Source organism: Klebsiella sp. HC6, from assembly GCF_022605325.1.
Classification (GTDB): Bacteria; Pseudomonadota; Gammaproteobacteria; order Enterobacterales; family Enterobacteriaceae; genus Klebsiella; species Klebsiella terrigena.
Map to the genome: position 1 here is coordinate 421,909 of NZ_CP093276.1, position 22,944 is coordinate 444,852.

Consider the following 22,944-nt stretch of genomic DNA (forward strand, 5'->3'; position numbering starts at 1 on the left):
CCGCGCATGCAGTGCGCAGGTTAGCCAATATGTGGTCTTGCGGCCAGTTGGTGGAGATTACGCGAAAAAGAGCGGGTGCTATAGGGCCTTTTGCGGCATGAAGAGTGGCCCCGAAAGCTCATTGCCAGTGAACCGTCGAGGCCGCGCGCTCGGCCCGCAGGGCTTAGCCTTCCTGCAGCATCTGCTCCAGCTGTTCCTGCGCCTCCAGCCAGGCCATTTCGCACTCTTCCAAACCTGATTTGGCGCTGGCCTGCTGCTGCAGGCAGGCGGTCAGATCCGCTTTGCGGGATGCGTCATACAGGCTGCTGTCGCCTAATTTCTCTTCCGCCTGCGCGAGCTGGGCGTTGAGCTTATCCATCTCTTTCTCAAGACGGGTAATCTCTTTGCGCAATGGCTGAGTCAGGGTGCGCAGCTCCGCTTCCCGGCGCTTCTGGTCCTTGCGGGACTGGGCGCTGTTGCCGTTATCTTTGATCGCGTCGGACGACTGGCTCTCCTGCCTTTGCGAGTCGCTCAGCCACTGCTGGTAATCTTCCAGATCGCCGTCGAACTGCTCAACCTTGCCGTCGTGGACCAGATAGAGATCGTCGGTGGTCGAACGGATCAGGTGGCGATCGTGCGAGACCACCACCAGCGCGCCTTCGAAATCAATCAGCGCTTCGGTTAAAGCCTGGCGCATATCGAGGTCAAGGTGGTTAGTCGGTTCATCGAGCAGCAGAAGATTAGGGCGCTGCCAGACGATCAGCGCCAGCACCAGGCGCGCTTTTTCGCCGCCGGAAAAGCGCTGGGTTGCTTCGTTGACCTTATCGCTCTGGAAACCGAAGCCGCCGAGATAGTCGCGCAGCTTCTGCTCCAGCTCCTGCGGCGCCAGACGAGCCAGGTGCTGCAGCGGCGATTCATCCGCCCGCAGAAACTCCAGCTGATGCTGAGCGAAGTAGCCCAGCTTAATCCCTTTTGCCAGCCCTACTTCGCCCTGCAGCGGCTGCAGCTCGCCGGCCAGCAGCTTGATGAGCGTCGATTTACCGGCGCCGTTGCGCCCCAGCAGGCCGATGCGCGAGCCGGGAACCAAATTCAGCTTGATCGAGTCGAGGATAATGCGTTCACCGTAGCCGGCGCTGACTTTTTCCATTTTCAGCAGCGGGTTGGGCAGGCTTTCCGGCGCGCGGAAGCTAAAGTGGAACGGGTTATCGACGTGGGCCGGGGCGATAAGCTCCATGCGCTCCAGCATTTTAATACGGCTCTGGGCCTGCTTCGCCTTGGTGGCCTTGGCGCGGAAGCGATCGATATAGCTTTGCAGATGGGCGACGCGCAGCTGCTGGCTTTCATACATCGACTGCTGCTGCGACAGACGGGTGGCGCGCTGTATTTCGAACGAGCTGTAGTTGCCGGTGTACTCGAACATATTTTGCTGTTCGATATGTATAATTTTATCGACGATAGGATCGAGAAAATCGCGATCGTGCGAGATAAGGATCAGCGTGCCGGTATAGCTTTTGAGCCACTTTTCCAGCCAGATCACCGCATCGAGATCGAGGTGGTTAGTCGGTTCATCCAGCAGCAGCAGGTCGGAGCGGCAAATCAGCGCCTGCGCCAGGTTGAGGCGCATGCGCCAGCCGCCGGAGAAGTCGCTCACCGGGCGCTCCAGCTGTTCGTTGCTGAAGCCCAGGCCGTGCAGCAGGCTCGAGGCGCGTGAGCGGATGGTCCAGGCGTCAATGGCGTCCAGCTTACCGTGTACCGTCGCAATGGCGTGACCGTCGTTGCGCTCGTTGGCCTGATTTAAATCAGCCTCGAGCTGGCGATATTCCCGATCGCCGTCAATAACATAATCAATGGCCGGCTGCGCCAGAGCAGGGGTTTCCTGATTAACCCACGCCAGCTGCCAGTTGCCCGGAAAGGTCATACTGCCGCCGTCGGCGCTAATCTCGTTTTTCAAAAGCGATAGCAGCGTGGATTTACCGCAGCCGTTTTTGCCCACCAGACCGACCTTTTGGCCAGGGTTGATGGTAGCGGTGGCGTTGTCCAGCAGGACGCGTACGCCGCGACGAATTTGTAACGAGGAGAAAACAATCATAAGGCGCCGTATGTTCAGACTATGTTAATTTGTCATTATGATAATGTAATGTGGTAGCAAATAGCTCCACCGGGCCGCAATGGTAGCCCAAAATGAAGACGATACACAAAGTCATTCTGGTTGCGTTGAGGCGCAGCCGTTGTTCAGGCCACTACAAGACGTTGGGAGGGGAATGATGTCTCAGACAGCGAAGGTTTTGCTGCTGTATGCCCACCCAGAATCTCAGGATTCCGTGGCCAACCGGGTTTTGCTTGAACCGGCCTTACAGCTGCCGAACGTTACCGTGCACGATCTTTACGCACACTATCCCGATTTTTTTATCGATATTGCCTGGGAGCAGGATCTCCTGCGTCAGCATGAGGTGATTGTTTTCCAGCATCCGCTCTATACGTGGAGCTGTCCGGCGCTGCTAAAAGAGTGGCTGGACAGAGTGCTGAGCCGCGGCTTTGCCAGCGGCGCCGGGGGAAATCAGCTGGCGGGAAAGTACTGGCGTAGCGTGATCACCACCGGCGAGCCGGAAAGCGCCTACCGTCGCGACGCTAACCGCTATCCAATGAACGATATTCTGCGTCCTTTCGAACTGACTGCCGGCATGTGCCGGATGCACTGGATGAGCCCGATTATTGTCTACTGGGCCCGCCGGCAATCGCCCGCCGATCTGAAAAGCCATGCGCGCGCCTATCGTGACTGGTTGGCCAACCCCATCGCGGCAGGAGGAGTAATAAATGGCGGGAGCTGATCTGCTTTTGGCTGGCGTGCTGTTTCTGTTCGCCGCCGTCGTCGCGGTACCGCTGGCCGCCCGGCTGGGCATTGGCGCGGTACTTGGCTATCTGCTCGCCGGGATCGCCATTGGCCCGTGGGGGCTGGGGTTCATCAGCGACGTCGATGAAATTCTTCATTTCTCCGAGCTGGGCGTGGTGTTCCTGATGTTTATCATCGGGCTCGAGCTCAACCCGTCGAAGCTCTGGCGCCTGAGAAGCTCCATCTTTGGCGTTGGCGCGGCCCAGGTTTTGTGCAGCGCGGCAATCCTCGGCGGCCTGCTGATGGTCACCGGATTCACGTGGCAGGCGGCGATTGTCGGCGGGATTGGCTTAGCGATGTCCTCTACGGCGATGGCGCTGCAGCTGATGCGCGAGAAGGGGATGAGCCGCAGTGAGTCCGGACAGCTGGGGTTCTCCGTTCTGCTGTTTCAGGACCTGGCGGTGATCCCCGCGCTGGCGCTGGTGCCGCTGCTGGCCGGCTCCGGCGACGATCGCTTTGATTGGGTGACGATAGGGATGAAGGTGCTGGCCTTTGCCGGCATGCTGATCGGCGGCCGCTTTTTGCTGCGGCCGGTGTTCCGCTTTATCGCTGCCTCCGGCGTGCGGGAGGTTTTTACCGCCGCGACGCTGCTGCTGGTGCTGGGTTCGGCGCTGTTTATGGATGCACTCGGCCTGTCGATGGCGCTGGGGACCTTTATCGCCGGGGTGCTGCTGGCAGAAAGCGAATATCGCCACGAGCTGGAAATCGCCATTGAGCCTTTTAAAGGTCTTCTGCTCGGCCTGTTTTTTATCTCCGTTGGCATGGCGCTAAATCTGGGCGTTCTCTACACCCATCTGCTGTGGGTTGCCGCGAGCGTCGCGGCGCTGGTGATGGTGAAAGCTCTCGTGCTGTACGTTCTGGCGCGGGTGTACGGCCTTCGCAGCTCGGAGCGGATGCAGTTTGCCGGAGTGCTGAGCCAGGGCGGGGAGTTTGCCTTCGTGCTGTTCTCGTTACCGGCTTCGCTGCGGCTGTTCGAAAATGATCAGATGGCGCTGCTGCTGGTCACGGTTACGCTGTCGATGATGACCACGCCGCTGCTGATGACCCTGATTGATTCCGTGCTCTCCCGACGCTTTAACCAGCCGGAGGAAGAGGACGAAGCGCCGTGGGTTGAGGATGATAAACCGCAGGTGATTATCGTCGGCTTCGGCCGCTTTGGTCAGGTTATTGGCCGTCTGCTGATGGCCAACAAGATGCGCATTACCGTGCTTGAGCGCGACATTAGCGCGGTGAACCTGATGCGTAAATATGGCTATAAGGTTTACTTCGGCGATGCGACGCAGCTGGAGCTGCTGCGCTCGGCGGGCGCGGAAGATGCGCAGTCAATCGTGATTACCTGCAACGAGCCGGAAGATACCATGAAGCTGGTTGAGATGTGCCAGCAGCATTTCCCGCATCTGCATATTCTGGCGCGAGCGCGGGGCCGCGTAGAGGCCCATGAGCTGCTGCAGGCTGGCGTGGCGCAGTTCTCGCGCGAAACCTTCTCCAGCGCGCTGGAGCTGGGGCGCAAGGCGCTGGTCAGCGTCGGAATGCATCCGCATCAGGCGCAGCGCGCGCAGCTGCACTTCCGTCGTCTGGATATGCGAATGCTGCGAGAGTTAATGCCGGTACATACTGATACTCTGCAGATATCGCGCGTGCGGGAAGCCCGGCGGGAGCTGGAGGAGATTTTTGAGCGTGAAATGCAGAAAGAGAGCAGACAGCTTGACGGCTGGGATGAGTTTGAATAAAGGGTAAATCATTATGGCAGTGCGTAAACGTTTTATCGCCGGGGCAAAATGCCCGGCGTGCCAGGCCCAGGATTCTCTGGCAATGTGGCGGGAAAATAATGTCGATATTGTTGAGTGTGTTAAGTGCGGACACCAGATGCGCGAGGCGGATAAAGAGGCCCGCGAGCACGTACGTAAAGACGAACAAGTGATCGGCATTTTTCATCCGGACTAGCGTTATCTGTCGCCTTTTTTTAAGCTAGAGGGTACACGGCTGCAGAATTCCGCTACAATCTGCGCCACTATTCTTCCCATGCTCAGGAGATATCATGAAAGTAGCAAAAGACCTGGTGGTCAGCCTGGCCTATCAGGTACGTACAGAAGACGGTGTGTTGGTTGATGAGTCTCCGGTAAGCGCGCCGCTGGACTACCTGCATGGTCACGGTTCCCTGATTTCCGGCCTGGAAACTGCGCTGGATGGTCATGAAGTGGGCGACAAATTTGACGTTGCTGTCGGCGCGAACGATGCGTACGGCCAGTACGACGAAAACCTGGTTCAGCGCGTTCCTAAAGACGTCTTCATGGGCGTTGATGAGCTGCAGGTTGGCATGCGTTTCCTGGCGGAAACCGATCAGGGTCCGGTACCGGTTGAAATTACCGAAGTTGACGACGAGCACGTAGTTGTTGACGGTAACCACATGCTGGCTGGCCAAAACCTGAAGTTCAACGTTGAAGTTGTGGCGATTCGTGAAGCGACGGCTGAAGAGCTGGAACACGGTCACGTGCACGGCGCGAATGGTCACGATCACGACCATGACCACGATCATGACGGATGCTGCGGTGGCCACGGTCACAGCCATGACCACGACCACGGTCACGAACATGGCAAAGGCGGCTGTGGCGGTAACGGCGGCTGCGGCTGTCACTAAGAGCTGTCGTCTTACAAGCCGCAGGCGCGTTGGCTAGCGCTGCTGGCGATAAAAAGCGGGGAAACCCGCTTTTTTTACGCCTTAATAATGTGGAGGCGGCGTCTCTTCAGACTGCGATGCGATATACGATGACTGCGTCGCCTTCAGCTTTTCTACCATCAGACGCATATGTTCACGCATCTTTGCCATTTCGATCTCATGGGCGGTAACGGTCTTGTTGAGGTCTTCAATGGTGATTTCCTGATACGCCAGCCGGCTTTCCAGCTCCGCCAGGCGAGTCTCCAGTTTGCTATCGTGCATGAGTAACCTCTTCTGTCTTATCTCGCGGGCGGATTCTACTGAATTTTCAGCATTCGTGCAGCATCGTAACGCCGGACAGGAAACTAATTCATACAAAAATAGTCTGAAAAGAGGCGATATTCAGGTACGTCCGTATGTAGATTTGTCCTGCAACGTTCTATAGTACATTTTTTGCTTTTTACGCTAACCCTGGGGTGAGATGCCCCGGCCCTGGAGAAATGGATGAAATCACTGTTTAAAGTAACGCTGCTGGCGACCACGATGGCCGTCGCGCTGAATGCACCGCTGACCTTTGCTGCGGATACCGCTGCAAAGACGGCACCTGCAACGGAAAGCAAATCGGCATTTAAAAATGACGATCAGAAATCTGCTTATGCGCTGGGTGCATCGCTGGGACGTTACATGGAAAACTCCCTGAAAGAACAAGAAAAACTGGGCATTAAACTGGATAAAGATCAGCTGATCGCTGGCGTGCAGGACGCATTTGCCGATAAGAGCAAACTCTCCGATCAGGAAATCGAACAGACTCTGCAAGCATTTGAAACTCGTGTGAAAACTGCTGCTCAGCAAAAAATGGAAAAAGATGCATCTGAGAACGATGCTAAAGGCAAAGCCTATCGCGACACCTTCGCTAAAGAGAAGGGCGTGAAAACCTCTAAATCTGGCCTGCTGTATAAAGTCGAGAAAGCCGGTACCGGTGACGCACCGAAGGACAGCGATACCGTGGTTGTGAACTACAAAGGGACGCTGATCGACGGTAAAGAGTTCGATAACTCCTACACCCGCGGTGAGCCGCTCTCTTTCCGTCTGGACGGCGTGATCCCGGGCTGGACTGAAGGCCTGAAGAACATTAAGAAAGGCGGTAAAATCCAGCTGGTTATCCCACCGGATCTGGCATACGGCAAAACCGGCGTTCCGGGTATCCCGGCTAACTCTACCCTGGTCTTCGACGTAGAGCTGCTGGATATCAAACCGGCTCCGAAAGCGGATGCGAAACCTGAAGCTGCCGCAGACGCAAAAGCGGATGCAGCGAGCGCAGACGCTAAGAAGTAATGGAATTGACGCCGCCGCCCTCAAAGGCGGCGGCTTTTTTATTTGGGGCAGATATAATTAAAACTGGAAAGTGCCTCAAGCGCTGTATTACTTTAGATAGCTTAATCTTATTAATGACGATGAGCCTGCCCTGACAAGCTACACCTCATCCTTCAAGCTGCCTCTGAGCTGGCTGCATTTGCTGACTCCAGCCTCTTACTGGATTCGGTCCTGGGTATCGATAAGAGATAACCTTGTCTCTTACAAGAGCCAGCCTTCGGCTGGTCAAATTCGCTGCTGACGAATTTGTCTCAGATTTGCCGCCTTGGCGTACCTTGAACGGTTTTGTGTAAAAAATGACAGGCTCCTGAAAAGGAGTGCTTTTTTTCATGTCCAGGTCGCTTTTAACCAACGAAACCAGCGAGCTTGACCTGCTGGATCAACGTCCTTTCGACCAGACCGACTTCGATATCCTAAAATCCTATGAAGCGGTGGTGGACGGGTTAGCGATGCTCATTGGTTCCCACTGTGAAATCGTGCTGCATTCTTTACAGGATCTGAAATGTTCCGCCATTCGCATCGCCAACGGTGAACATACCGGTCGTCAAATCGGCTCGCCAATCACTGACCTGGCGCTGCGTATGCTGCACGATATGACTGGAGCTGATAGCAGCGTTTCCAAATGCTATTTTACTCGCGCTAAAAGCGGAGTGCTGATGAAGTCGGTGACGATTGCGATACGCAACCGTGAGCACCGGGTTATCGGCCTTTTGTGCATTAACATGAACCTCGATGTCCCGTTCTCCCAGATCATGAGCACCTTTATTCCGCCGGAAACGCCGGAAGTGAACTCGCAGGTCAACTTTGCCTCATCGGTTGACGATCTGGTCGCGCAAACCCTCGAGTTTACGATTGAAGAAGTAAATGCCGATCGCAACGTTTCCAATAACGCCAAAAATCGTCAGATCGTCCTGAATCTTTACGAGAAAGGGATCTTTGATATCAAGGATGCTATTAACCAGGTTGCCGATCGCCTGAATATCTCGAAGCACACGGTGTATCTCTATATCCGCCAGTTCAAAAGCGGTGATTTCCAGGGTCTGGATAAGTAATGCGTTTTGCCATTACGGTGACGGGCCCGGCCTACGGTACGCAGCAGGCCAGCAGCGCCTGGCAGTTTGCGCAGGCCGTGCTGGAGGAGGGGCATGAGCTGATTTGCGTCTTTTTCTATCGCGAAGGCGTCTATAACGCGAATCACCTGACCGCTCCCGCCAACGATGAGTTTGACCTCGTGCGGGCATGGCAAAAATTACACGAAGCGCATGCTGTTTCGCTGCATATCTGCGTTGCGGCGGCGCTGAGACGCGGGGTGACGGACGAGCATGAGGCGCAGCAGCTTGGTTTGTCCGCGCATAATCTGCAACCCGGATTCACGCTCAGCGGCCTTGGGGCGCTGGCGGAAGCTGCATTAACCTGCGATCGGATGGTGCAGTTCTGATGAAACGCGTTGCCTTTGTTTTTTCCTCCGCGCCTCATGGCTCCGCGTCTGGCCGGGAAGGCCTGGATGCGCTGCTGGCTACCTCAGCGCTGACCGATGAGCTCGGCGTTTTCTTTATCGGCGACGGCGTGTTTCAGCTGCTGCCGGAGCAGCGGCCAGGGGCCATTCTGGCCCGCGACTATATCGCAACCTTTAAGCTCCTCTCTCTGTATGATATCGAACAGTGCTGGATGTGCGCCGCTTCTGCCCGCGAGCGCGGTCTGTCGCCCTCCACGCAGTGGGTCATAGACGGCGAGTGGCTGGAGCCAGAGGTGCTGCGTGCCCGGCTCGATGATTTCAACGTGATCCTGCGCTTCTGAGGCCACTATGCTCCACACTCTTAGCGTTTCCCCATGGCATACCGATCTGGCAGCGATGCTGCGTCTGGTAAAGGATGGCGACGATCTGCTGCTGCTTTCCGATGGCGTCATCGCGGCAGCCGCCGGCGGGCGCTACCTTGAAATCCTGCTTTCCGCCCCCATAACCATCCATGCGCTGCAGGATGATATTGAAGCCCGCGGCCTGACGGGGCAAATTGCGGGCAGTGTCATCAGGGTTGGCTATACTGATTTCGTCAGACTGGCGCTCAAACACCCTGGACAGTTGGCCTGGTAATGGCAGGATTGTTGTATATTTCTTGACACCTTTTCGGCACCGCCCTAGAATTCTGCGTCCTCATATTATCTGAGGCGATTTATTACATGTTTACGAAGCAAAAGCTAAAACCAGGAGCTATTTAATGGCAACAATTAACCAGCTGGTACGCAAACCACGCGCACGCAAAGTTGCAAAGAGCAACGTGCCTGCACTGGAAGCCTGCCCGCAGAAACGTGGCGTATGTACTCGCGTATATACTACCACTCCTAAAAAACCAAACTCCGCACTGCGTAAAGTATGCCGTGTGCGTTTGACCAACGGTTTTGAAGTGACTTCCTACATCGGTGGTGAAGGTCACAACCTGCAGGAACACTCCGTGATCCTGATCCGTGGCGGTCGTGTAAAAGACCTTCCGGGTGTTCGTTACCACACCGTTCGTGGTGCGCTTGACTGCTCCGGCGTTAAAGACCGTAAGCAATCTCGCTCCAAATATGGCGTGAAACGTCCTAAGGCTTAATGGTTCTCCGTTAAGTAAGGCCAAACTGTTTTACCTTAATGTCAAACTAAACTCTTAGAGTTTTGGACAATCCTGAATTAACAACGGAGTATTCCCATGCCACGTCGTCGCGTCATTGGTCAGCGTAAAATTCTTCCGGATCCTAAGTTCGGATCAGAACTGCTGGCAAAATTTGTAAATATCCTGATGGTAGATGGTAAAAAATCTACTGCAGAAGCTATCGTATACAGCGCGCTGGAGACCCTGGCTCAGCGTTCTGGTAAAAATGAACTGGAAGCTTTCGAAGTCGCTCTCGACAACGTTCGCCCGACTGTAGAAGTTAAGTCCCGCCGCGTTGGTGGTTCTACTTATCAGGTTCCAGTTGAAGTCCGTCCGGTTCGTCGTAATGCCCTGGCAATGCGTTGGATCGTTGAAGCTGCTCGTAAACGTGGTGATAAATCCATGGCTCTGCGTCTGGCGAACGAACTTTCTGATGCTGCAGACAACAAAGGTACTGCAGTTAAGAAACGTGAAGACGTACACCGCATGGCAGAAGCCAACAAGGCGTTCGCTCACTACCGTTGGTAATCCCTTCGGAGTCATAGTCACCAGACGGGCGCTTCAGGTAAGTCGCCCGTTTTGGATAACTTAACTGAACGCCTAAAGAAACAAACGAGGAATCAAATGGCTCGTAAAACACCCATTGAGCGCTACCGTAACATTGGTATCAGCGCTCATATCGACGCCGGTAAGACAACAACTACCGAACGTGTTCTGTTCTACACTGGTGTAAACCACAAAATCGGTGAAGTTCATGATGGCGCAGCCACCATGGACTGGATGGAGCAGGAGCAGGAACGTGGTATTACCATCACGTCCGCTGCGACTACCTGTTTCTGGTCAGGAATGGCTAAACAGTTCGAACCACACCACATCAACATCATCGACACCCCAGGGCACGTTGACTTCACTATCGAAGTAGAACGTTCCATGCGTGTTCTTGATGGTGCGGTAATGGTTTACTGTGCTGTTGGTGGTGTTCAGCCACAGTCTGAAACCGTATGGCGTCAGGCAAACAAATATAAAGTTCCACGTATCGCGTTCGTTAACAAAATGGACCGTATGGGTGCTAACTTCCTGAAAGTTGTTGATCAGATTGAAAAGCGTCTGGGCGCGAATCCGGTCCCTCTGCAGCTGGCTATCGGCGCAGAAGAGAAATTCACCGGTGTTGTTGACCTGGTGAAAATGAAAGCTATCAACTGGAACGAAGCCGATCAGGGCGTGACCTTCGAATACGAAGAGATCCCAGCTGATATGCAGGAACTGGCTGAAGAATGGCGCCAGAAACTGGTTGAAGCCGCTGCTGAAGGTTCTGACGAACTGATGGAGAAATTCTTTGGTGGCGAAGAGCTGACTGAAGAAGAGATCAAAACTTCTCTGCGTAAGCGCGTACTTAACAACGAAATTATCCTGGTTACCTGTGGTTCTGCATTCAAGAACAAAGGTGTTCAGGCGATGCTGGATGCGGTTGTTGAATACCTGCCAGCGCCGACTGATGTTACTGCGATTAACGGTATCCTGGACGACGGTAAAGACACTCCGGCAGTTCGTCACTCTGATGACAACGAGCCGTTTGCTGCGCTGGCGTTCAAAATTGCTACCGACCCGTTTGTTGGTAACCTGACCTTCTTCCGCGTTTACTCTGGCGTTGTTAACTCTGGCGACACCGTGTTCAACCCGGTGAAATCAGCACGTGAACGTCTGGGCCGTATCGTACAGATGCACGCCAACAAACGTGAAGAGATCAAAGAAGTTCGTGCGGGCGACATTGCTGCAGCGATTGGTCTGAAAGAAGTGACTACCGGTGACACCCTGTGTGACCAGGATAATGTGATTATCCTGGAGCGTATGGAGTTCCCGGAGCCGGTAATCTCGATCGCCGTTGAACCGAAAACCAAAGCTGACCAGGAAAAAATGGGTCTGGCTCTGGGCCGTCTGGCTAAAGAAGACCCGTCATTCCGCGTATGGACTGACGAAGAAACTAACCAGACTATTATCGCCGGTATGGGTGAGCTGCACCTCGACATCATCGTTGACCGTATGAAACGTGAATTCAACGTTGAAGCGAACGTCGGTAAACCTCAGGTTGCTTACCGCGAAGCGATTCGCTCTAAAGTTACCGATATCGAAGGTAAACATGCTAAGCAGTCTGGTGGTCGCGGTCAGTATGGTCACGTTGTGATCGACATGTACCCACTGGAGCCGGGCTCAAATCCGAAAGGATACGAGTTCATCAACGACATCAAAGGTGGTGTAATTCCTGGCGAATACATCCCTGCCGTTGATAAAGGTATTCAGGAACAGCTGAAAGCTGGTCCGCTGGCAGGTTACCCGGTAGTTGATCTCGGCGTGCGTCTGCACTTCGGTTCTTACCATGACGTTGACTCCTCCGAGCTGGCGTTTAAACTGGCCGCTTCTATTGCCTTCAAAGATGGCTTTAAGAAAGCGAAACCAGTTCTGCTTGAGCCGATCATGAAGGTTGAAGTAGAGACTCCGGAAGAGAACACTGGTGACGTCATCGGTGACCTTAGCCGTCGTCGTGGTATGCTGCGTGGTCAAGAATCCAACGTTACTGGCGTTGTGATTCACGCTGAAGTTCCGCTGTCTGAAATGTTCGGATATGCAACTCAGCTGCGTTCTCTGACCAAAGGTCGTGCTTCTTACTCCATGGAGTTCCTGAAGTATGATGACGCACCGAACAACGTTGCTCAGGCCGTAATCGAAGCCCGTGGTAAATAAGCCGTAGGGTTAAACCAAAATCCCGTGCTCTCTCCTGAAGGGGAGAGCGCTATAGTAAGGAATATAGCCGTGTCTAAAGAAAAATTTGAACGTACAAAACCGCACGTCAACGTCGGTACTATCGGCCACGTTGACCATGGTAAAACTACTCTGACCGCTGCAATCACTACCGTTCTGGCTAAAACCTACGGTGGTTCTGCTCGTGCATTCGACCAGATCGATAACGCACCGGAAGAAAAAGCTCGTGGTATCACCATCAACACTTCCCACGTTGAATATGACACCCCGACTCGCCACTACGCACACGTAGACTGCCCGGGCCACGCCGACTATGTTAAAAACATGATCACCGGTGCTGCTCAGATGGATGGCGCGATCCTGGTTGTTGCTGCGACTGACGGCCCGATGCCGCAGACTCGTGAGCACATCCTGCTGGGTCGTCAGGTAGGCGTTCCGTACATCATCGTGTTCCTGAACAAATGCGACATGGTTGATGACGAAGAGCTGCTGGAACTGGTAGAGATGGAAGTTCGTGAACTGCTGTCTCAGTACGATTTCCCGGGCGACGACACTCCGATCATCCGTGGTTCTGCTCTGAAAGCGCTGGAAGGCGATGCAGAGTGGGAAGCTAAGATCGTTGAACTGGCTGGCTACCTGGATTCTTACATCCCGGAACCAGAACGTGCTATCGACAAGCCGTTCCTGCTGCCTATCGAAGACGTATTCTCCATCTCCGGCCGTGGTACCGTTGTTACCGGTCGTGTAGAGCGCGGTATCGTTAAAGTTGGCGAAGAAGTTGAAATCGTTGGTATCAAAGACACCGCTAAGTCTACCTGTACCGGCGTTGAAATGTTCCGCAAACTGCTGGACGAAGGCCGTGCTGGTGAGAACGTTGGCGTTCTGCTGCGTGGTATCAAACGTGAAGAAATCGAACGTGGTCAGGTACTGGCTAAGCCGGGTTCTATCAAGCCGCACACCAAATTCGAATCTGAAGTTTACATCCTGTCCAAAGATGAAGGCGGCCGTCATACTCCGTTCTTCAAAGGCTACCGTCCGCAGTTCTACTTCCGTACAACTGACGTGACTGGCACCATCGAACTGCCGGAAGGCGTAGAGATGGTAATGCCGGGCGACAACATCAAAATGGTTGTTACCCTGATCCACCCGATCGCGATGGACGACGGTCTGCGTTTCGCAATCCGTGAAGGCGGTCGTACCGTTGGCGCGGGCGTTGTTGCTAAAGTTCTGAGCTAATCCTTTAGTTCTGAATTAAAAAGGGCGCTTCGGCGCCCTTTTTGCTGTCCGCCATTTAGACCCGCTAAGCGTGAGAAAGACTAATATAAAAAAGTGCCTTATCGGATCTATTATATAGAGAGACTATTGTAATCATAACTATTCTCATTTACACTTTGTGCATAAATTGAACGGGAGTGAATATGTACGTTTGTCTGTGTAATGGTGTAAACGATAAAAAAATTCGTCAGGCCGTGCGTCAATTTCACCCTCAATCTTTTCAGCAGTTGCGTAAGTTTATTCCCGTTGGAAATCAATGCGGTAAATGCGTCCGCGCCGCACGTGAGATCATGGAAGATGAATTAACACGCATGCCGGAATATAAAGAGATCGCCTGAGACCTCTGGCTTTTCTTTGACATCTATATAGTGCGAACTACGCTTCAATGAGTGGAAGCGGAGGGACTATATAATGAAAGGTGATGTCAAAGTCATAAGTTATCTCAATAAATTATTGGGAAATGAGCTTGTCGCAATAAATCAGTACTTTCTCCATGCCAGGATGTTCAAGAACTGGGGCCTGATGCGCCTCAACGATGTCGAATACCATGAATCCATTGATGAAATGAAGCACGCCGATAAATATATCGAGCGTATTTTGTTTCTTGAAGGACTGCCCAATCTGCAGGATCTCGGCAAGCTGGGTATCGGTGAAGACGTTGAGGAGATGCTGCAGTCCGATTTAAGGCTGGAGCTGGAAGGCGCCAAAGATTTACGCGAGGCTATCGCCTATGCCGACAGCGTCCACGACTATGTCAGTCGAGATATGCTGATTGAAATCCTTGCCGATGAGGAAGGCCATATTGACTGGCTGGAAACCGAGCTGGACCTGATCGGCAAAATTGGCCTGCAGAATTATCTCCAGTCACAGATTAAAGTTGCTGACTAAAAGCGTTTGCCATCCACAGTAGAAACCCGCTGCAGCTAAAAAAGGGCCAAACGGCAGCGGGTTGTTCATAACCTCCCGGCGATTCAAGATAACGATGCGCAGTAGCAGCGTGGCGCAGGCGATGAGCGTCGCCATGAATACCAGCTGCGGCAGCGACTGCCAGCCGTGCCAGGCGCCGAGAGCGGCAAGAAATTTCACGTCGCCATAGCCTAATCCCTCATATCCGCGAACCCCTCGGTAAACCCAGTAGACTAAAGCAAAGGCCAGATACCCCGCGATGGCACCCCAGACGGCATTTTCCAGGCCCGTCGGCATCAGACAAAGATAAAACAGCAGTCCAAGCCAGAGCAGGGGACAGGTCAAACGGTCGGGAAGCAGCCCATACCGCAGGTCGTGCCAGCAGAGCGCCAGAGAAAACCCGCAGTAGAAAAGCAGGAAGGGGAGTGTCATGTACATGCGATATCCCGACGGATGAGTTGTTTACGTCGATTCTGACCAGGCAAGGTATTAACGGCAAAGCGCGATGGCTGGCTTTACGCGCGGCAATCCACGCAGTTTGCTATTTTTCAGCCGGCAACAGAGCTTTCTCCAGCAGCCTCGCAAATATAAATGATGATTTTCTACGCAGCCCTTGTGTTGGGGCCGATTTTGCGTATAATGCGCGGGCCTGTCAAAATTGGCAGGCCGGTTCGATATGAACCCTGATAGAGCTTTTAGCTATCAAACAATGTTCCCAATCGGGGAACTATGTAAGAACGGTTACACTCTCCCATCAATCGTAATGGGTATGAGGAGTAATCATTTCGTCTATAAATAATTGGAGCTCTGGTCTCATGCAGAACCAAAGAATCCGTATCCGTCTTAAAGCGTTTGATCATCGTCTGATCGATCAATCAACCGCGGAAATCGTCGAGACTGCTAAGCGCACTGGTGCGCAGGTCCGTGGTCCGATCCCGCTGCCGACCCGCAAAGAGCGCTTTACCGTTCTGATCTCTCCGCACGTCAACAAAGATGCGCGCGATCAGTACGAGATTCGCACTCACAAGCGTCTGGTTGACATCGTTGAGCCAACTGAGAAAACCGTTGATGCTCTGATGCGTCTGGATCTGGCTGCCGGTGTAGACGTGCAGATCAGCCTGGGTTAATCAGGTCATCGAGCGATTGAGAGGTTGAAACAATGATTGGTTTAGTCGGTAAAAAAGTGGGTATGACCCGCATCTTCACTGAAGATGGCGTTTCTATCCCAGTAACCGTAATCGAAGTTGAAGCAAACCGTGTTGCACAGGTTAAAGACCTGGCTAACGACGGTTACCGCGCAATTCAGGTTACCACCGGTGCTAAAAAAGCTAACCGTGTAACCAAGCCGGAAGCTGGTCACTTCGCTAAAGCTGGCGTTGAAGCTGGCCGCGGCCTGTGGGAATTCCGTCTTGCTGACGGCGAAGAATTCACCGTAGGTCAGAGCATTAGCGTTGAACTGTTTGCTGACGTTAAAAAAGTTGACGTAACCGGTACCTCTAAAGGTAAAGGTTTTGCTGGTACCGTTAAGCGCTGGAACTTCCGTACCCAGGATGCTACGCACGGTAACTCCTTGTCTCACCGCGTTCCGGGTTCTATCGGTCAGAACCAGACTCCGGGCAAAGTGTTCAAAGGCAAGAAAATGGCAGGTCAGCTGGGCAACGAACGTGTCACTGTTCAGAGCCTGGACGTAGTACGTGTTGACGCTGAGCGCAACCTGCTGCTGGTTAAAGGCGCGGTCCCGGGTGCTACCGGTAGCGACCTGATCGTTAAACCAGCTGTGAAGGCGTAAGGGGATAGCAATGGAATTAGTATTGAAAGACGCGCAGAGCGCGCTGACTGTTTCCGAAACTACCTTCGGTCGTGATTTCAACGAAGCGCTGGTTCACCAGGTTGTAGTTGCTTATGCAGCTGGTGCTCGTCAGGGTACTCGTGCTCAGAAGACTCGTGCTGAAGTAACTGGTTCAGGCAAAAAGCCGTGGCGCCAGAAAGGTACCGGCCGTGCGCGTTCAGGTTCTATTAAGAGCCCGATCTGGCGTTCCGGTGGCGTAACCTTCGCTGCTCGCCCGCAGGACCACAGTCAAAAAGTTAACAAAAAGATGTACCGCGGCGCGCTGAAAAGCATTCTGTCCGAACTGGTACGTCAGGATCGTCTGATCGTTGTCGAGACGTTCTCTGTAGAAGCGCCTAAAACTAAGCTGCTGGCACAGAAACTGAAAGACATGGCTCTGGAAGATGTGCTGATCATCACCGGTGAGCTGGACGAGAACCTGTTCCTGGCTGCGCGCAACCTGCACAAGGTTGACGTACGCGATGCAACTGGTATCGACCCGGTTAGCCTGATCGCCTTCGACAAAGTCGTAATGACTGCTGATGCTGTTAAGCAAGTTGAGGAGATGCTGGCATGATTCGTGAAGAACGTCTGCTGAAGGTGCTGCGTGCACCGCACGTTTCTGAAAAAGCGTCTGCTGCGATGGAAAAAACAAACACCATCGTTCTCAAAGTTGCTAAAGACGCGACTAAAGCAGAAATCAAAGCTGCTGTGCAGAAACTGTTTGAAGTCGAAGTCGAAGTCGTTAACACCCTGGTAGTTAAAGGGAAAGTTAAACGTCACGGACAGCGTATCGGTCGTCGTAGCGACTGGAAAAAAGCTTACGTCACCCTGAAGGAAGGCCAGAATCTGGACTTCGTTGGCGGCGCTGAGTAAGTCGGAGGAGTAATACAATGGCAGTTGTTAAATGTAAACCGACATCTCCGGGTCGTCGCCACGTTGTTAAAGTGGTTAACCCTGAGCTGCACAAGGGCAAACCTTTTGCTCCGTTGCTGGAAAAAAACAGCAAATCCGGTGGTCGTAACAACAATGGCCGTATCACCACCCGTCATATCGGTGGTGGCCACAAGCAGGCTTACCGTATTGTTGACTTCAAACGCAACAAAGATGGTATCCCGGCAGTTGTTGAGCGTCTTGAGTACGATCCGAACCGTTCCGCGAACATCGCGCTGGTTCTGTACAAAGATGGCGAGCGCCGTTACATCCTGGCCCCTAAAGGCCTGAAAGCTGGCGACCAGATTCAGTCTGGCGTTGATGCTGCAATCAAAGCAGGCAACACCCTGCCGATGCGCAATATCCCGGTTGGTTCTACCGTTCATAACGTAGAAATGAAACCAGGTAAAGGCGGTCAGCTGGCACGTTCCGCTGGTACTTACGTTCAGATCGTTGCTCGTGACGGTGCTTATGTCACCCTGCGTCTGCGTTCTGGTGAAATGCGTAAAGTCGAAGCAGACTGCCGCGCTACTCTGGGCGAAGTTGGCAATGCTGAGCATATGCTGCGCGTTCTGGGTAAAGCAGGTGCTGCACGCTGGCGTGGTATTCGTCCTACCGTTCGCGGTACTGCGATGAACCCAGTCGACCACCCACATGGTGGTGGTGAAGGTCGTAACTTTGGTAAGCACCCGGTTTCCCCGTGGGGCCTGCAGACCAAAGGTAAGAAGACCCGCAGCAACAAGCGTACTGATAAATTCATCGTACGTCGCCGTAGCAAATAATTTTAGAGGATAAGCCATGCCACGTTCTCTCAAGAAAGGTCCTTTTATTGACCTGCACTTGCTGAAGAAGGTAGAGAAAGCGGTGGAAAGCGGAGACAAGAAGCCCCTGCGCACTTGGTCCCGTCGTTCAACGATCTTTCCTAACATGATCGGTTTGACCATCGCTGTCCATAATGGTCGTCAGCACGTTCCAGTATTTGTTTCCGACGAAATGGTTGGTCACAAACTGGGTGAATTCGCACCGACTCGTACTTATCGCGGCCATGCTGCTGATAAAAAAGCGAAGAAGAAATAAGGTAGGAGGAAGAGATGGAAACTTTAGCTCAACATCGCCATGCTCGTTCTTCTGCTCAGAAGGTTCGCCTTGTAGCTGACCTGATTCGCGGTAAGAAAGTGTCGCAGGCCCTGGATATTCTGACCTACACCAACAAGAAAGCTGCTGTACTGGTCAAGAAGGTACTGGAATCTGCCATTGCTAACGCTGAACACAACGATGGCGCTGACATTGACGATCTGAAAGTTACGAAAATTTTCGTAGACGAAGGCCCGAGCATGAAGCGCATTATGCCGCGTGCGAAAGGTCGTGCAGATCGCATCCTGAAGCGCACCAGCCACATCACTGTGGTTGTGTCCGATCGCTGAGACTCTGGAGACTAGCAATGGGTCAGAAAGTACATCCTAATGGTATTCGCCTGGGTATTGTCAAACCATGGAACTCTACCTGGTTCGCGAACACCAAAGAATTCGCTGACAACCTGGACAGCGATTTTAAAGTACGTCAGTTCCTGACTAAGGAACTGGCTAAAGCGTCCGTATCTCGTATCGTTATCGAGCGTCCGGCTAAGAGCATTCGTGTGACTATTCACACCGCTCGCCCGGGCATCGTTATCGGTAAGAAAGGCGAAGACGTAGAAAAACTGCGCAAGGTCGTAGCGGATATCGCTGGCGTTCCTGCACAGATCAACATCGCCGAAGTTCGTAAGCCAGAACTGGACGCTAAATTGGTTGCTGATAGCATCACTTCACAGCTGGAACGTCGCGTTATGTTCCGTCGTGCTATGAAGCGTGCTGTACAGAACGCAATGCGTCTGGGCGCTAAAGGTATCAAAGTTGAAGTTAGCGGCCGTCTGGGCGGCGCGGAAATCGCTCGTACCGAATGGTACCGTGAAGGTCGCGTACCGCTGCACACTCTGCGTGCTGACATCGACTACAACACCTCTGAAGCGCACACCACTTACGGTGTAATCGGCGTTAAGGTATGGATCTTCAAAGGCGAGATCCTGGGTGGTATGGCTGCTGTTGAACAACCGGAACCGGCTGCTCAACCTAAAAAGCAGCAGCGTAAAGGCCGTAAATAAGGAGCGTCGCTGATGTTACAACCAAAGCGTACAAAATTCCGTAAAGTGCACAAAGGCCGCAACCGTGGTCTGGCGCAGGGTACGGATGTTAGCTTCGGCACTTTCGGTCTGAAAGCTGTTGGCCGTGGTCGTCTGACTGCACGTCAGATCGAAGCAGCACGTCGTGCTATGACCCGTGCAGTTAAGCGTCAAGGTAAAATCTGGATCCGTGTTTTCCCGGACAAACCGATTACCGAGAAGCCGCTGGAAGTTCGTATGGGTAAAGGTAAAGGTAACGTGGAGTACTGGGTTGCCTTGATTCAGCCGGGTAAAGTCCTGTATGAAATGGACGGTGTTCCGGAAGAGCTGGCCCGTGAAGCCTTCGGCCTGGCAGCAGCGAAACTGCCTATCAAAACCACCTTTGTAACTAAGACGGTGATGTAATGAAAGCAAAAGAGCTGCGTGAAAAAAGCGTTGAAGAGCTGAACGCTGAGCTGCTGAACCTGCTGCGTGAGCAGTTCAACCTGCGTATGCAGGCTGCAAGTGGCCAGCTGCAACAGACTCATCTGCTGAAGCAAGTGCGTCGTGATGTTGCACGCGTTAAGACTTTACTGACTCAGAAGGCGGGTGCGTAATGACCGATAAAATCCGTACTCTGCAAGGTCGTGTAATTAGCAACAAAATGGAGAAATCCATCGTTGTTGCTATCGAACGTGTGGTGAAACACCCGGTATACGGTAAGTTCATCAAGCGTACGACCAAACTGCACGTACATGACGAGAACAACGAATGCGGTATCGGTGACGTGGTCGAAATCCACGAATGCCGTCCGCTGTCCAAGACTAAGTCCTGGACGCTGGTTCGCGTCGTAGAGAAAGCGGTTCTGTAATAGGGCCGTATTCTCAACGGATAAACGGCTCAGCGATGAGCCGTTTATTTTTTCTACCCATATCCGATTTCCGGTGTTATAATGCCGCGCCCTCGATATGGGGATATTTAACGGCTCGATTTTGGGTCTCAGTAGTAGTTGACATTAGCGGAGCACTAAAATGATCCAAGAACAGACTATGCTGAACGTCGCCGACAACTCCGGTGCACGTCGCGTAATGTGTATCAAGGTTCTGGGTGGCTCGCACCGTCGCTACGCAGGCGTAGGCGACATCATTAAGATCACCATCAAGGAAGCAATTCCGCGTGGTAAGGTCAAAAAAGGTGATGTGCTGAAGGCGGTAGTGGTGCGCACCAAGAAGGGTGTTCGTCGCCCGGACGGTTCTGTCATTCGCTTCGATGGTAATGCATGCGTTATTCTCAACAATAACAGCGAGCAGCCCATCGGTACGCGTATTTTTGGGCCGGTAACTCGTGAGCTTCGTACCGAGAAGTTCATGAAAATTATCTCTCTGGCACCAGAAGTACTCTAAGGAGCGAATCATGGCAGCGAAAATCCGTCGTGATGACGAAGTTATCGTGTTAACCGGTAAAGATAAAGGTAAACGCGGTAAAGTTAAGAATGTCTTGTCTTCCGGCAAGCTCATTGTTGAAGGTATCAACCTGGTTAAGAAACATCAGAAGCCGGTTCCGGCCCTGAACCAACCAGGTGGCATCGTTGAAAAAGAAGCTGCAATTCAGGTTTCTAACGTTGCACTCTTCAATGCGGCAACCGGCAAGGCTGACCGTGTAGGCTTTAGATTCGAAGACGGCAAAAAAGTCCGTTTCTTCAAGTCTAACAGCGAAACTATCAAGTAATTTGGAGTAGTACGATGGCGAAACTGCATGATTACTACAAAGACGAAGTAGTTGGTAAACTCATGACTGAGTTTAACTACAATTCTGTCATGCAAGTCCCTCGGGTCGAGAAGATCACCCTGAACATGGGTGTTGGTGAAGCGATCGCTGACAAGAAACTGCTGGATAACGCAGCAGCGGATCTGACAGCAATCTCCGGTCAAAAGCCGTTGATCACCAAAGCACGCAAATCAGTTGCAGGCTTCAAAATCCGTCAGGGCTATCCGATCGGCTGTAAAGTAACCCTGCGTGGCGAACGCATGTGGGAGTTCTTTGAGCGCCTGATCACTATTGCTGTACCGCGTATCCGTGACTTCCGTGGCCTGTCCGCTAAGTCATTCGATGGTCGTGGTAACTACAGCATGGGTGTCCGTGAGCAGATCATCTTCCCAGAAATCGACTACGATAAAGTCGACCGCGTTCGTGGTTTGGATATTACCATTACCACTACTGCGAAATCTGATGAAGAAGGCCGCGCTCTTCTGGCTGCCTTTGACTTCCCGTTCCGCAAGTAAGGTAGGGTTACTTAATGGCTAAGCAATCAATGAAAGCACGCGAAGTAAAGCGCGTGGCTTTAGCTGATAAATTCTTCGCTAAACGCGCTGAACTGAAAGCTATCATCTCTGATGTGAACGCAACCGACGAAGATCGTTGGAATGCTGTTCTCAAGCTGCAGACTCTGCCGCGTGATTCCAGCCCGTCTCGTCAGCGTAACCGCTGCCGTCAAACAGGTCGTCCGCATGGTTTCCTGCGGAAGTTCGGGTTGAGCCGTATTAAGGTCCGTGAAGCCGCTATGCGCGGTGAAATCCCGGGTCTGAAAAAGGCTAGCTGGTAATTGTCACCAATTGAATCACGGGAGTAAAGACAGATGAGCATGCAAGATCCGATCGCGGATATGCTGACCCGTATCCGTAACGGTCAGGCCGCGAATAAAGCTGCGGTCACCATGCCTTCCTCCAAGCTGAAAGTGGCAATTGCCAACGTGCTGAAGGAAGAAGGCTTTATTGAAGATTTTAAAGTTGAAGGCGACATCAAGCCGGAACTGGAACTGACTCTTAAGTATTTCCAGGGTATAGCTGTTGTAGAAAGCATTCAGCGTGTCAGCCGCCCAGGTCTGCGCATCTACAAACGTAAAGATGAGCTGCCTAAAGTTATGGCGGGTCTGGGTATCGCAGTTATTTCTACCTCTAAAGGTGTTATGACTGATCGTGCAGCGCGCCAAGCTGGTCTTGGTGGCGAAATTATCTGCTACGTAGCCTAATCGGAGGAAAAAATGTCTCGTGTTGCTAAAGCACCGGTCGTTGTTCCTGCCGGCGTTGATGTAAAAATCAACGGTCAGGTTATTACGATCAAAGGTAAGAATGGCGAGCTGACTCGTACTCTCAACGATGCTGTTGAAGTTAAACATGCAGATAATGCACTGACTTTCGGTCCGCGTGATGGTTTCGCAGACGGTTGGGCTCAGGCTGGTACCGCGCGTGCCCTGCTTAACTCAGTAGTTATCGGTGTTACCGAAGGCTTCACTAAAAAGCTTCAGCTGGTTGGTGTAGGTTATCGTGCAGCGGTTAAAGGGGATGTAGTAAACCTGGCTTTAGGTTTCTCTCATCCTGTTGAACACAAGCTGCCGGCCGGTATCACTGCAGAATGTCCGACTCAAACTGAAATCGTGCTGAAAGGCGCTGATAAGCAGGTGATCGGTCAGGTTGCAGCAGATCTGCGCGCCTACCGTCGTCCTGAGCCTTATAAAGGCAAGGGTGTTCGTTACGCCGACGAAGTCGTGCGTACCAAAGAGGCTAAGAAGAAGTAAGGTAA

Annotated in this window: 35 protein-coding genes; 32 read left to right on the forward strand and 3 right to left on the reverse strand. The window is 52.7% G+C overall.

Annotation, left to right across the window (positions count from 1 at the left end):
• Positions 1 to 163 precede the first annotated feature (163 nt).
• Positions 164 to 2,068 (reverse strand): ABC transporter ATP-binding protein, encoded by a 1,905-nt coding sequence (locus tag MMW58_RS01910; protein WP_241722681.1) that lies wholly within the window; start codon positions 2,066 to 2,068, stop codon positions 164 to 166.
• 172 nt (positions 2,069 to 2,240) lie between these two features.
• Between MMW58_RS01910 and kefG the strand changes: the two genes are divergently transcribed.
• The 4 genes from kefG (at position 2,241) to slyD (ending at position 5,507) form a co-directional block, all read left to right on the forward strand.
• On the forward strand, positions 2,241 to 2,807 hold the full coding sequence (gene kefG, locus MMW58_RS01915; RefSeq protein ID WP_045854058.1) for a glutathione-regulated potassium-efflux system ancillary protein KefG: 567 nt from the start codon (positions 2,241 to 2,243) through the stop codon (positions 2,805 to 2,807).
• Positions 2,794 to 4,599, forward strand: a complete 1,806-nt coding sequence (kefB, locus tag MMW58_RS01920) for a glutathione-regulated potassium-efflux system protein KefB (protein ID WP_159237880.1) — start codon at positions 2,794 to 2,796, stop codon at positions 4,597 to 4,599. Before kefG ends, kefB begins: the two co-directional genes overlap by 14 nt.
• Before the next feature lie 13 nt (positions 4,600 to 4,612).
• Positions 4,613 to 4,813 (forward strand): YheV family putative zinc ribbon protein, encoded by a 201-nt coding sequence (locus tag MMW58_RS01925; RefSeq protein WP_013364433.1) that lies wholly within the window; start codon positions 4,613 to 4,615, stop codon positions 4,811 to 4,813.
• Positions 4,814 to 4,907: 94 nt separating this feature from the next.
• Positions 4,908 to 5,507, forward strand: a complete 600-nt coding sequence (gene slyD, locus MMW58_RS01930; RefSeq protein WP_041142979.1) for a peptidylprolyl isomerase — start codon at positions 4,908 to 4,910, stop codon at positions 5,505 to 5,507.
• Positions 5,508 to 5,588: 81 nt separating this feature from the next.
• On the opposite strand, the gene MMW58_RS01935 is transcribed toward slyD, so the two are convergent.
• Positions 5,589 to 5,807, reverse strand: coding sequence for a protein SlyX (locus MMW58_RS01935; RefSeq protein ID WP_041142978.1), 219 nt, complete (start codon positions 5,805 to 5,807; stop codon positions 5,589 to 5,591).
• 222 nt (positions 5,808 to 6,029) lie between these two features.
• Between MMW58_RS01935 and fkpA the strand changes: the two genes are divergently transcribed.
• The 11 genes from fkpA to bfr all read left to right on the forward strand — a co-directional run bounded on the left by fkpA (position 6,030) and on the right by bfr (position 14,449).
• On the forward strand, positions 6,030 to 6,860 hold the full coding sequence (fkpA, locus tag MMW58_RS01940; protein WP_041142977.1) for an FKBP-type peptidyl-prolyl cis-trans isomerase: 831 nt from the start codon (positions 6,030 to 6,032) through the stop codon (positions 6,858 to 6,860).
• A 368-nt stretch (positions 6,861 to 7,228) separates the two neighbouring features.
• Positions 7,229 to 7,951, forward strand: a complete 723-nt coding sequence (locus tag MMW58_RS01945; protein ID WP_004868391.1) for a helix-turn-helix transcriptional regulator — start codon at positions 7,229 to 7,231, stop codon at positions 7,949 to 7,951.
• Positions 7,951 to 8,337, forward strand: a complete 387-nt coding sequence (gene tusD / locus MMW58_RS01950; protein WP_133600022.1) for a sulfurtransferase complex subunit TusD — start codon at positions 7,951 to 7,953, stop codon at positions 8,335 to 8,337. Before MMW58_RS01945 ends, tusD begins: the two co-directional genes overlap by 1 nt.
• The gene (gene tusC, locus MMW58_RS01955; protein WP_241722682.1) at positions 8,337 to 8,696 is read left to right on the forward strand and encodes a sulfurtransferase complex subunit TusC; all 360 of its coding nucleotides are present in this window, start codon (positions 8,337 to 8,339) and stop codon (positions 8,694 to 8,696) included. Before tusD ends, tusC begins: the two co-directional genes overlap by 1 nt.
• Positions 8,697 to 8,703: 7 nt before the next feature.
• A complete protein-coding gene (gene tusB / locus MMW58_RS01960) occupies positions 8,704 to 8,991 on the forward strand; it encodes a sulfurtransferase complex subunit TusB (RefSeq protein ID WP_133600021.1) in 288 nt (95 codons plus the stop codon).
• A gap of 124 nt (positions 8,992 to 9,115) precedes the next feature.
• Positions 9,116 to 9,490, forward strand: a complete 375-nt coding sequence (gene rpsL / locus MMW58_RS01965) for a 30S ribosomal protein S12 (RefSeq protein WP_045854063.1) — start codon at positions 9,116 to 9,118, stop codon at positions 9,488 to 9,490.
• A 96-nt stretch (positions 9,491 to 9,586) separates the two neighbouring features.
• Positions 9,587 to 10,057 carry a 30S ribosomal protein S7 gene (rpsG, locus tag MMW58_RS01970; protein ID WP_004106370.1) on the forward strand — a complete coding sequence of 157 codons (471 nt, stop codon included), beginning with the start codon at positions 9,587 to 9,589 and terminating at the stop codon, positions 10,055 to 10,057.
• 96 nt (positions 10,058 to 10,153) lie between these two features.
• On the forward strand, positions 10,154 to 12,268 hold the full coding sequence (gene fusA, locus MMW58_RS01975) for an elongation factor G (RefSeq protein ID WP_041142973.1): 2,115 nt from the start codon (positions 10,154 to 10,156) through the stop codon (positions 12,266 to 12,268).
• Between the two features lie 69 nt (positions 12,269 to 12,337).
• On the forward strand, positions 12,338 to 13,522 hold the full coding sequence (gene tuf, locus MMW58_RS01980; RefSeq protein WP_041142972.1) for an elongation factor Tu: 1,185 nt from the start codon (positions 12,338 to 12,340) through the stop codon (positions 13,520 to 13,522).
• Between the two features lie 182 nt (positions 13,523 to 13,704).
• Complete coding sequence (bfd, locus tag MMW58_RS01985; RefSeq protein ID WP_071844856.1) at positions 13,705 to 13,899, forward strand: bacterioferritin-associated ferredoxin; 195 nt, start codon at positions 13,705 to 13,707, stop codon at positions 13,897 to 13,899.
• 73 nt (positions 13,900 to 13,972) lie between these two features.
• A complete protein-coding gene (bfr, locus tag MMW58_RS01990; protein WP_041142971.1) occupies positions 13,973 to 14,449 on the forward strand; it encodes a bacterioferritin in 477 nt (158 codons plus the stop codon).
• On the opposite strand, the gene MMW58_RS01995 is transcribed toward bfr, so the two are convergent.
• A complete protein-coding gene (locus tag MMW58_RS01995; RefSeq protein WP_241722683.1) occupies positions 14,426 to 14,905 on the reverse strand; it encodes a prepilin peptidase in 480 nt (159 codons plus the stop codon). The genes bfr and MMW58_RS01995 overlap by 24 nt on opposite strands.
• Before the next feature lie 377 nt (positions 14,906 to 15,282).
• On the opposite strand from MMW58_RS01995, the gene rpsJ reads away from it, so the two are divergent.
• The 17 genes from rpsJ to rplF all read left to right on the forward strand — a co-directional run bounded on the left by rpsJ (position 15,283) and on the right by rplF (position 22,939).
• Positions 15,283 to 15,594 carry a 30S ribosomal protein S10 gene (gene rpsJ / locus MMW58_RS02000; protein ID WP_001181005.1) on the forward strand — a complete coding sequence of 104 codons (312 nt, stop codon included), beginning with the start codon at positions 15,283 to 15,285 and terminating at the stop codon, positions 15,592 to 15,594.
• A gap of 32 nt (positions 15,595 to 15,626) precedes the next feature.
• On the forward strand, positions 15,627 to 16,256 hold the full coding sequence (gene rplC, locus MMW58_RS02005; RefSeq protein WP_004868374.1) for a 50S ribosomal protein L3: 630 nt from the start codon (positions 15,627 to 15,629) through the stop codon (positions 16,254 to 16,256).
• A 10-nt stretch (positions 16,257 to 16,266) separates the two neighbouring features.
• Positions 16,267 to 16,872, forward strand: coding sequence for a 50S ribosomal protein L4 (gene rplD, locus MMW58_RS02010; RefSeq protein ID WP_015960716.1), 606 nt, complete (start codon positions 16,267 to 16,269; stop codon positions 16,870 to 16,872).
• The gene (gene rplW / locus MMW58_RS02015) at positions 16,869 to 17,171 is read left to right on the forward strand and encodes a 50S ribosomal protein L23 (RefSeq protein WP_004868363.1); all 303 of its coding nucleotides are present in this window, start codon (positions 16,869 to 16,871) and stop codon (positions 17,169 to 17,171) included. Before rplD ends, rplW begins: the two co-directional genes overlap by 4 nt.
• Before the next feature lie 17 nt (positions 17,172 to 17,188).
• Positions 17,189 to 18,010: a 50S ribosomal protein L2 gene (gene rplB, locus MMW58_RS02020; RefSeq protein WP_041142969.1), complete on the forward strand. Its 822-nt coding sequence runs from the start codon at positions 17,189 to 17,191 to the stop codon at positions 18,008 to 18,010.
• A 16-nt stretch (positions 18,011 to 18,026) separates the two neighbouring features.
• Positions 18,027 to 18,305, forward strand: a complete 279-nt coding sequence (rpsS, locus tag MMW58_RS02025) for a 30S ribosomal protein S19 (RefSeq protein ID WP_001138115.1) — start codon at positions 18,027 to 18,029, stop codon at positions 18,303 to 18,305.
• Positions 18,306 to 18,319: 14 nt separating this feature from the next.
• Positions 18,320 to 18,652, forward strand: coding sequence for a 50S ribosomal protein L22 (rplV, locus tag MMW58_RS02030; protein ID WP_000448832.1), 333 nt, complete (start codon positions 18,320 to 18,322; stop codon positions 18,650 to 18,652).
• A gap of 17 nt (positions 18,653 to 18,669) precedes the next feature.
• Entirely contained in the window at positions 18,670 to 19,368 is a 699-nt protein-coding gene (gene rpsC / locus MMW58_RS02035) for a 30S ribosomal protein S3 (protein WP_002919766.1), read from the forward strand.
• Positions 19,369 to 19,380: 12 nt separating this feature from the next.
• Positions 19,381 to 19,791, forward strand: coding sequence for a 50S ribosomal protein L16 (rplP, locus tag MMW58_RS02040; protein WP_002919759.1), 411 nt, complete (start codon positions 19,381 to 19,383; stop codon positions 19,789 to 19,791).
• Positions 19,791 to 19,982, forward strand: coding sequence for a 50S ribosomal protein L29 (rpmC, locus tag MMW58_RS02045; protein WP_002919754.1), 192 nt, complete (start codon positions 19,791 to 19,793; stop codon positions 19,980 to 19,982). The genes rplP and rpmC overlap by 1 nt, the downstream gene beginning before the upstream one ends.
• Positions 19,982 to 20,236, forward strand: a complete 255-nt coding sequence (gene rpsQ, locus MMW58_RS02050; RefSeq protein ID WP_041142968.1) for a 30S ribosomal protein S17 — start codon at positions 19,982 to 19,984, stop codon at positions 20,234 to 20,236. Before rpmC ends, rpsQ begins: the two co-directional genes overlap by 1 nt.
• Positions 20,237 to 20,396: 160 nt before the next feature.
• On the forward strand, positions 20,397 to 20,768 hold the full coding sequence (gene rplN / locus MMW58_RS02055; RefSeq protein ID WP_002919748.1) for a 50S ribosomal protein L14: 372 nt from the start codon (positions 20,397 to 20,399) through the stop codon (positions 20,766 to 20,768).
• A 10-nt stretch (positions 20,769 to 20,778) separates the two neighbouring features.
• The gene (gene rplX, locus MMW58_RS02060; protein ID WP_041142967.1) at positions 20,779 to 21,093 is read left to right on the forward strand and encodes a 50S ribosomal protein L24; all 315 of its coding nucleotides are present in this window, start codon (positions 20,779 to 20,781) and stop codon (positions 21,091 to 21,093) included.
• 14 nt (positions 21,094 to 21,107) lie between these two features.
• Positions 21,108 to 21,647, forward strand: a complete 540-nt coding sequence (gene rplE, locus MMW58_RS02065) for a 50S ribosomal protein L5 (protein ID WP_041142966.1) — start codon at positions 21,108 to 21,110, stop codon at positions 21,645 to 21,647.
• A 14-nt stretch (positions 21,648 to 21,661) separates the two neighbouring features.
• Positions 21,662 to 21,967 carry a 30S ribosomal protein S14 gene (gene rpsN, locus MMW58_RS02070; protein ID WP_002919667.1) on the forward strand — a complete coding sequence of 102 codons (306 nt, stop codon included), beginning with the start codon at positions 21,662 to 21,664 and terminating at the stop codon, positions 21,965 to 21,967.
• Between the two features lie 33 nt (positions 21,968 to 22,000).
• Positions 22,001 to 22,393 (forward strand): 30S ribosomal protein S8, encoded by a 393-nt coding sequence (gene rpsH, locus MMW58_RS02075; RefSeq protein WP_241722684.1) that lies wholly within the window; start codon positions 22,001 to 22,003, stop codon positions 22,391 to 22,393.
• A gap of 12 nt (positions 22,394 to 22,405) precedes the next feature.
• Positions 22,406 to 22,939, forward strand: a complete 534-nt coding sequence (rplF, locus tag MMW58_RS02080) for a 50S ribosomal protein L6 (RefSeq protein WP_041142965.1) — start codon at positions 22,406 to 22,408, stop codon at positions 22,937 to 22,939.
• Positions 22,940 to 22,944 lie beyond the last annotated feature (5 nt).

What these genes read in the sequence shown, in the direction of transcription:
- MMW58_RS01910 (WP_241722681.1), bottom strand. Translation starts at nt 2,068, where the DNA reads ATGATTGTTTTCTCCTCGTTACAAATTCGTCGCGGCGTACGCGTCCTG.
- kefG (WP_045854058.1), top strand. Translation starts at nt 2,241, where the DNA reads ATGATGTCTCAGACAGCGAAGGTTTTGCTGCTGTATGCCCACCCAGAA.
- kefB (WP_159237880.1), top strand. Translation starts at nt 2,794, where the DNA reads ATGGCGGGAGCTGATCTGCTTTTGGCTGGCGTGCTGTTTCTGTTCGCC.
- MMW58_RS01925 (WP_013364433.1), top strand. Translation starts at nt 4,613, where the DNA reads ATGGCAGTGCGTAAACGTTTTATCGCCGGGGCAAAATGCCCGGCGTGC.
- slyD (WP_041142979.1), top strand. Translation starts at nt 4,908, where the DNA reads ATGAAAGTAGCAAAAGACCTGGTGGTCAGCCTGGCCTATCAGGTACGT.
- MMW58_RS01935 (WP_041142978.1), bottom strand. Translation starts at nt 5,807, where the DNA reads ATGCACGATAGCAAACTGGAGACTCGCCTGGCGGAGCTGGAAAGCCGG.
- fkpA (WP_041142977.1), top strand. Translation starts at nt 6,030, where the DNA reads ATGAAATCACTGTTTAAAGTAACGCTGCTGGCGACCACGATGGCCGTC.
- MMW58_RS01945 (WP_004868391.1), top strand. Translation starts at nt 7,229, where the DNA reads ATGTCCAGGTCGCTTTTAACCAACGAAACCAGCGAGCTTGACCTGCTG.
- tusD (WP_133600022.1), top strand. Translation starts at nt 7,951, where the DNA reads ATGCGTTTTGCCATTACGGTGACGGGCCCGGCCTACGGTACGCAGCAG.
- tusC (WP_241722682.1), top strand. Translation starts at nt 8,337, where the DNA reads ATGAAACGCGTTGCCTTTGTTTTTTCCTCCGCGCCTCATGGCTCCGCG.
- tusB (WP_133600021.1), top strand. Translation starts at nt 8,704, where the DNA reads ATGCTCCACACTCTTAGCGTTTCCCCATGGCATACCGATCTGGCAGCG.
- rpsL (WP_045854063.1), top strand. Translation starts at nt 9,116, where the DNA reads ATGGCAACAATTAACCAGCTGGTACGCAAACCACGCGCACGCAAAGTT.
- rpsG (WP_004106370.1), top strand. Translation starts at nt 9,587, where the DNA reads ATGCCACGTCGTCGCGTCATTGGTCAGCGTAAAATTCTTCCGGATCCT.
- fusA (WP_041142973.1), top strand. Translation starts at nt 10,154, where the DNA reads ATGGCTCGTAAAACACCCATTGAGCGCTACCGTAACATTGGTATCAGC.
- bfd (WP_071844856.1), top strand. Translation starts at nt 13,705, where the DNA reads ATGTACGTTTGTCTGTGTAATGGTGTAAACGATAAAAAAATTCGTCAG.
- bfr (WP_041142971.1), top strand. Translation starts at nt 13,973, where the DNA reads ATGAAAGGTGATGTCAAAGTCATAAGTTATCTCAATAAATTATTGGGA.
- MMW58_RS01995 (WP_241722683.1), bottom strand. Translation starts at nt 14,905, where the DNA reads ATGTACATGACACTCCCCTTCCTGCTTTTCTACTGCGGGTTTTCTCTG.
- rpsJ (WP_001181005.1), top strand. Translation starts at nt 15,283, where the DNA reads ATGCAGAACCAAAGAATCCGTATCCGTCTTAAAGCGTTTGATCATCGT.
- rplC (WP_004868374.1), top strand. Translation starts at nt 15,627, where the DNA reads ATGATTGGTTTAGTCGGTAAAAAAGTGGGTATGACCCGCATCTTCACT.
- rplD (WP_015960716.1), top strand. Translation starts at nt 16,267, where the DNA reads ATGGAATTAGTATTGAAAGACGCGCAGAGCGCGCTGACTGTTTCCGAA.
- rplW (WP_004868363.1), top strand. Translation starts at nt 16,869, where the DNA reads ATGATTCGTGAAGAACGTCTGCTGAAGGTGCTGCGTGCACCGCACGTT.
- rplB (WP_041142969.1), top strand. Translation starts at nt 17,189, where the DNA reads ATGGCAGTTGTTAAATGTAAACCGACATCTCCGGGTCGTCGCCACGTT.
- rpsS (WP_001138115.1), top strand. Translation starts at nt 18,027, where the DNA reads ATGCCACGTTCTCTCAAGAAAGGTCCTTTTATTGACCTGCACTTGCTG.
- rplV (WP_000448832.1), top strand. Translation starts at nt 18,320, where the DNA reads ATGGAAACTTTAGCTCAACATCGCCATGCTCGTTCTTCTGCTCAGAAG.
- rpsC (WP_002919766.1), top strand. Translation starts at nt 18,670, where the DNA reads ATGGGTCAGAAAGTACATCCTAATGGTATTCGCCTGGGTATTGTCAAA.
- rplP (WP_002919759.1), top strand. Translation starts at nt 19,381, where the DNA reads ATGTTACAACCAAAGCGTACAAAATTCCGTAAAGTGCACAAAGGCCGC.
- rpmC (WP_002919754.1), top strand. Translation starts at nt 19,791, where the DNA reads ATGAAAGCAAAAGAGCTGCGTGAAAAAAGCGTTGAAGAGCTGAACGCT.
- rpsQ (WP_041142968.1), top strand. Translation starts at nt 19,982, where the DNA reads ATGACCGATAAAATCCGTACTCTGCAAGGTCGTGTAATTAGCAACAAA.
- rplN (WP_002919748.1), top strand. Translation starts at nt 20,397, where the DNA reads ATGATCCAAGAACAGACTATGCTGAACGTCGCCGACAACTCCGGTGCA.
- rplX (WP_041142967.1), top strand. Translation starts at nt 20,779, where the DNA reads ATGGCAGCGAAAATCCGTCGTGATGACGAAGTTATCGTGTTAACCGGT.
- rplE (WP_041142966.1), top strand. Translation starts at nt 21,108, where the DNA reads ATGGCGAAACTGCATGATTACTACAAAGACGAAGTAGTTGGTAAACTC.
- rpsN (WP_002919667.1), top strand. Translation starts at nt 21,662, where the DNA reads ATGGCTAAGCAATCAATGAAAGCACGCGAAGTAAAGCGCGTGGCTTTA.
- rpsH (WP_241722684.1), top strand. Translation starts at nt 22,001, where the DNA reads ATGAGCATGCAAGATCCGATCGCGGATATGCTGACCCGTATCCGTAAC.
- rplF (WP_041142965.1), top strand. Translation starts at nt 22,406, where the DNA reads ATGTCTCGTGTTGCTAAAGCACCGGTCGTTGTTCCTGCCGGCGTTGAT.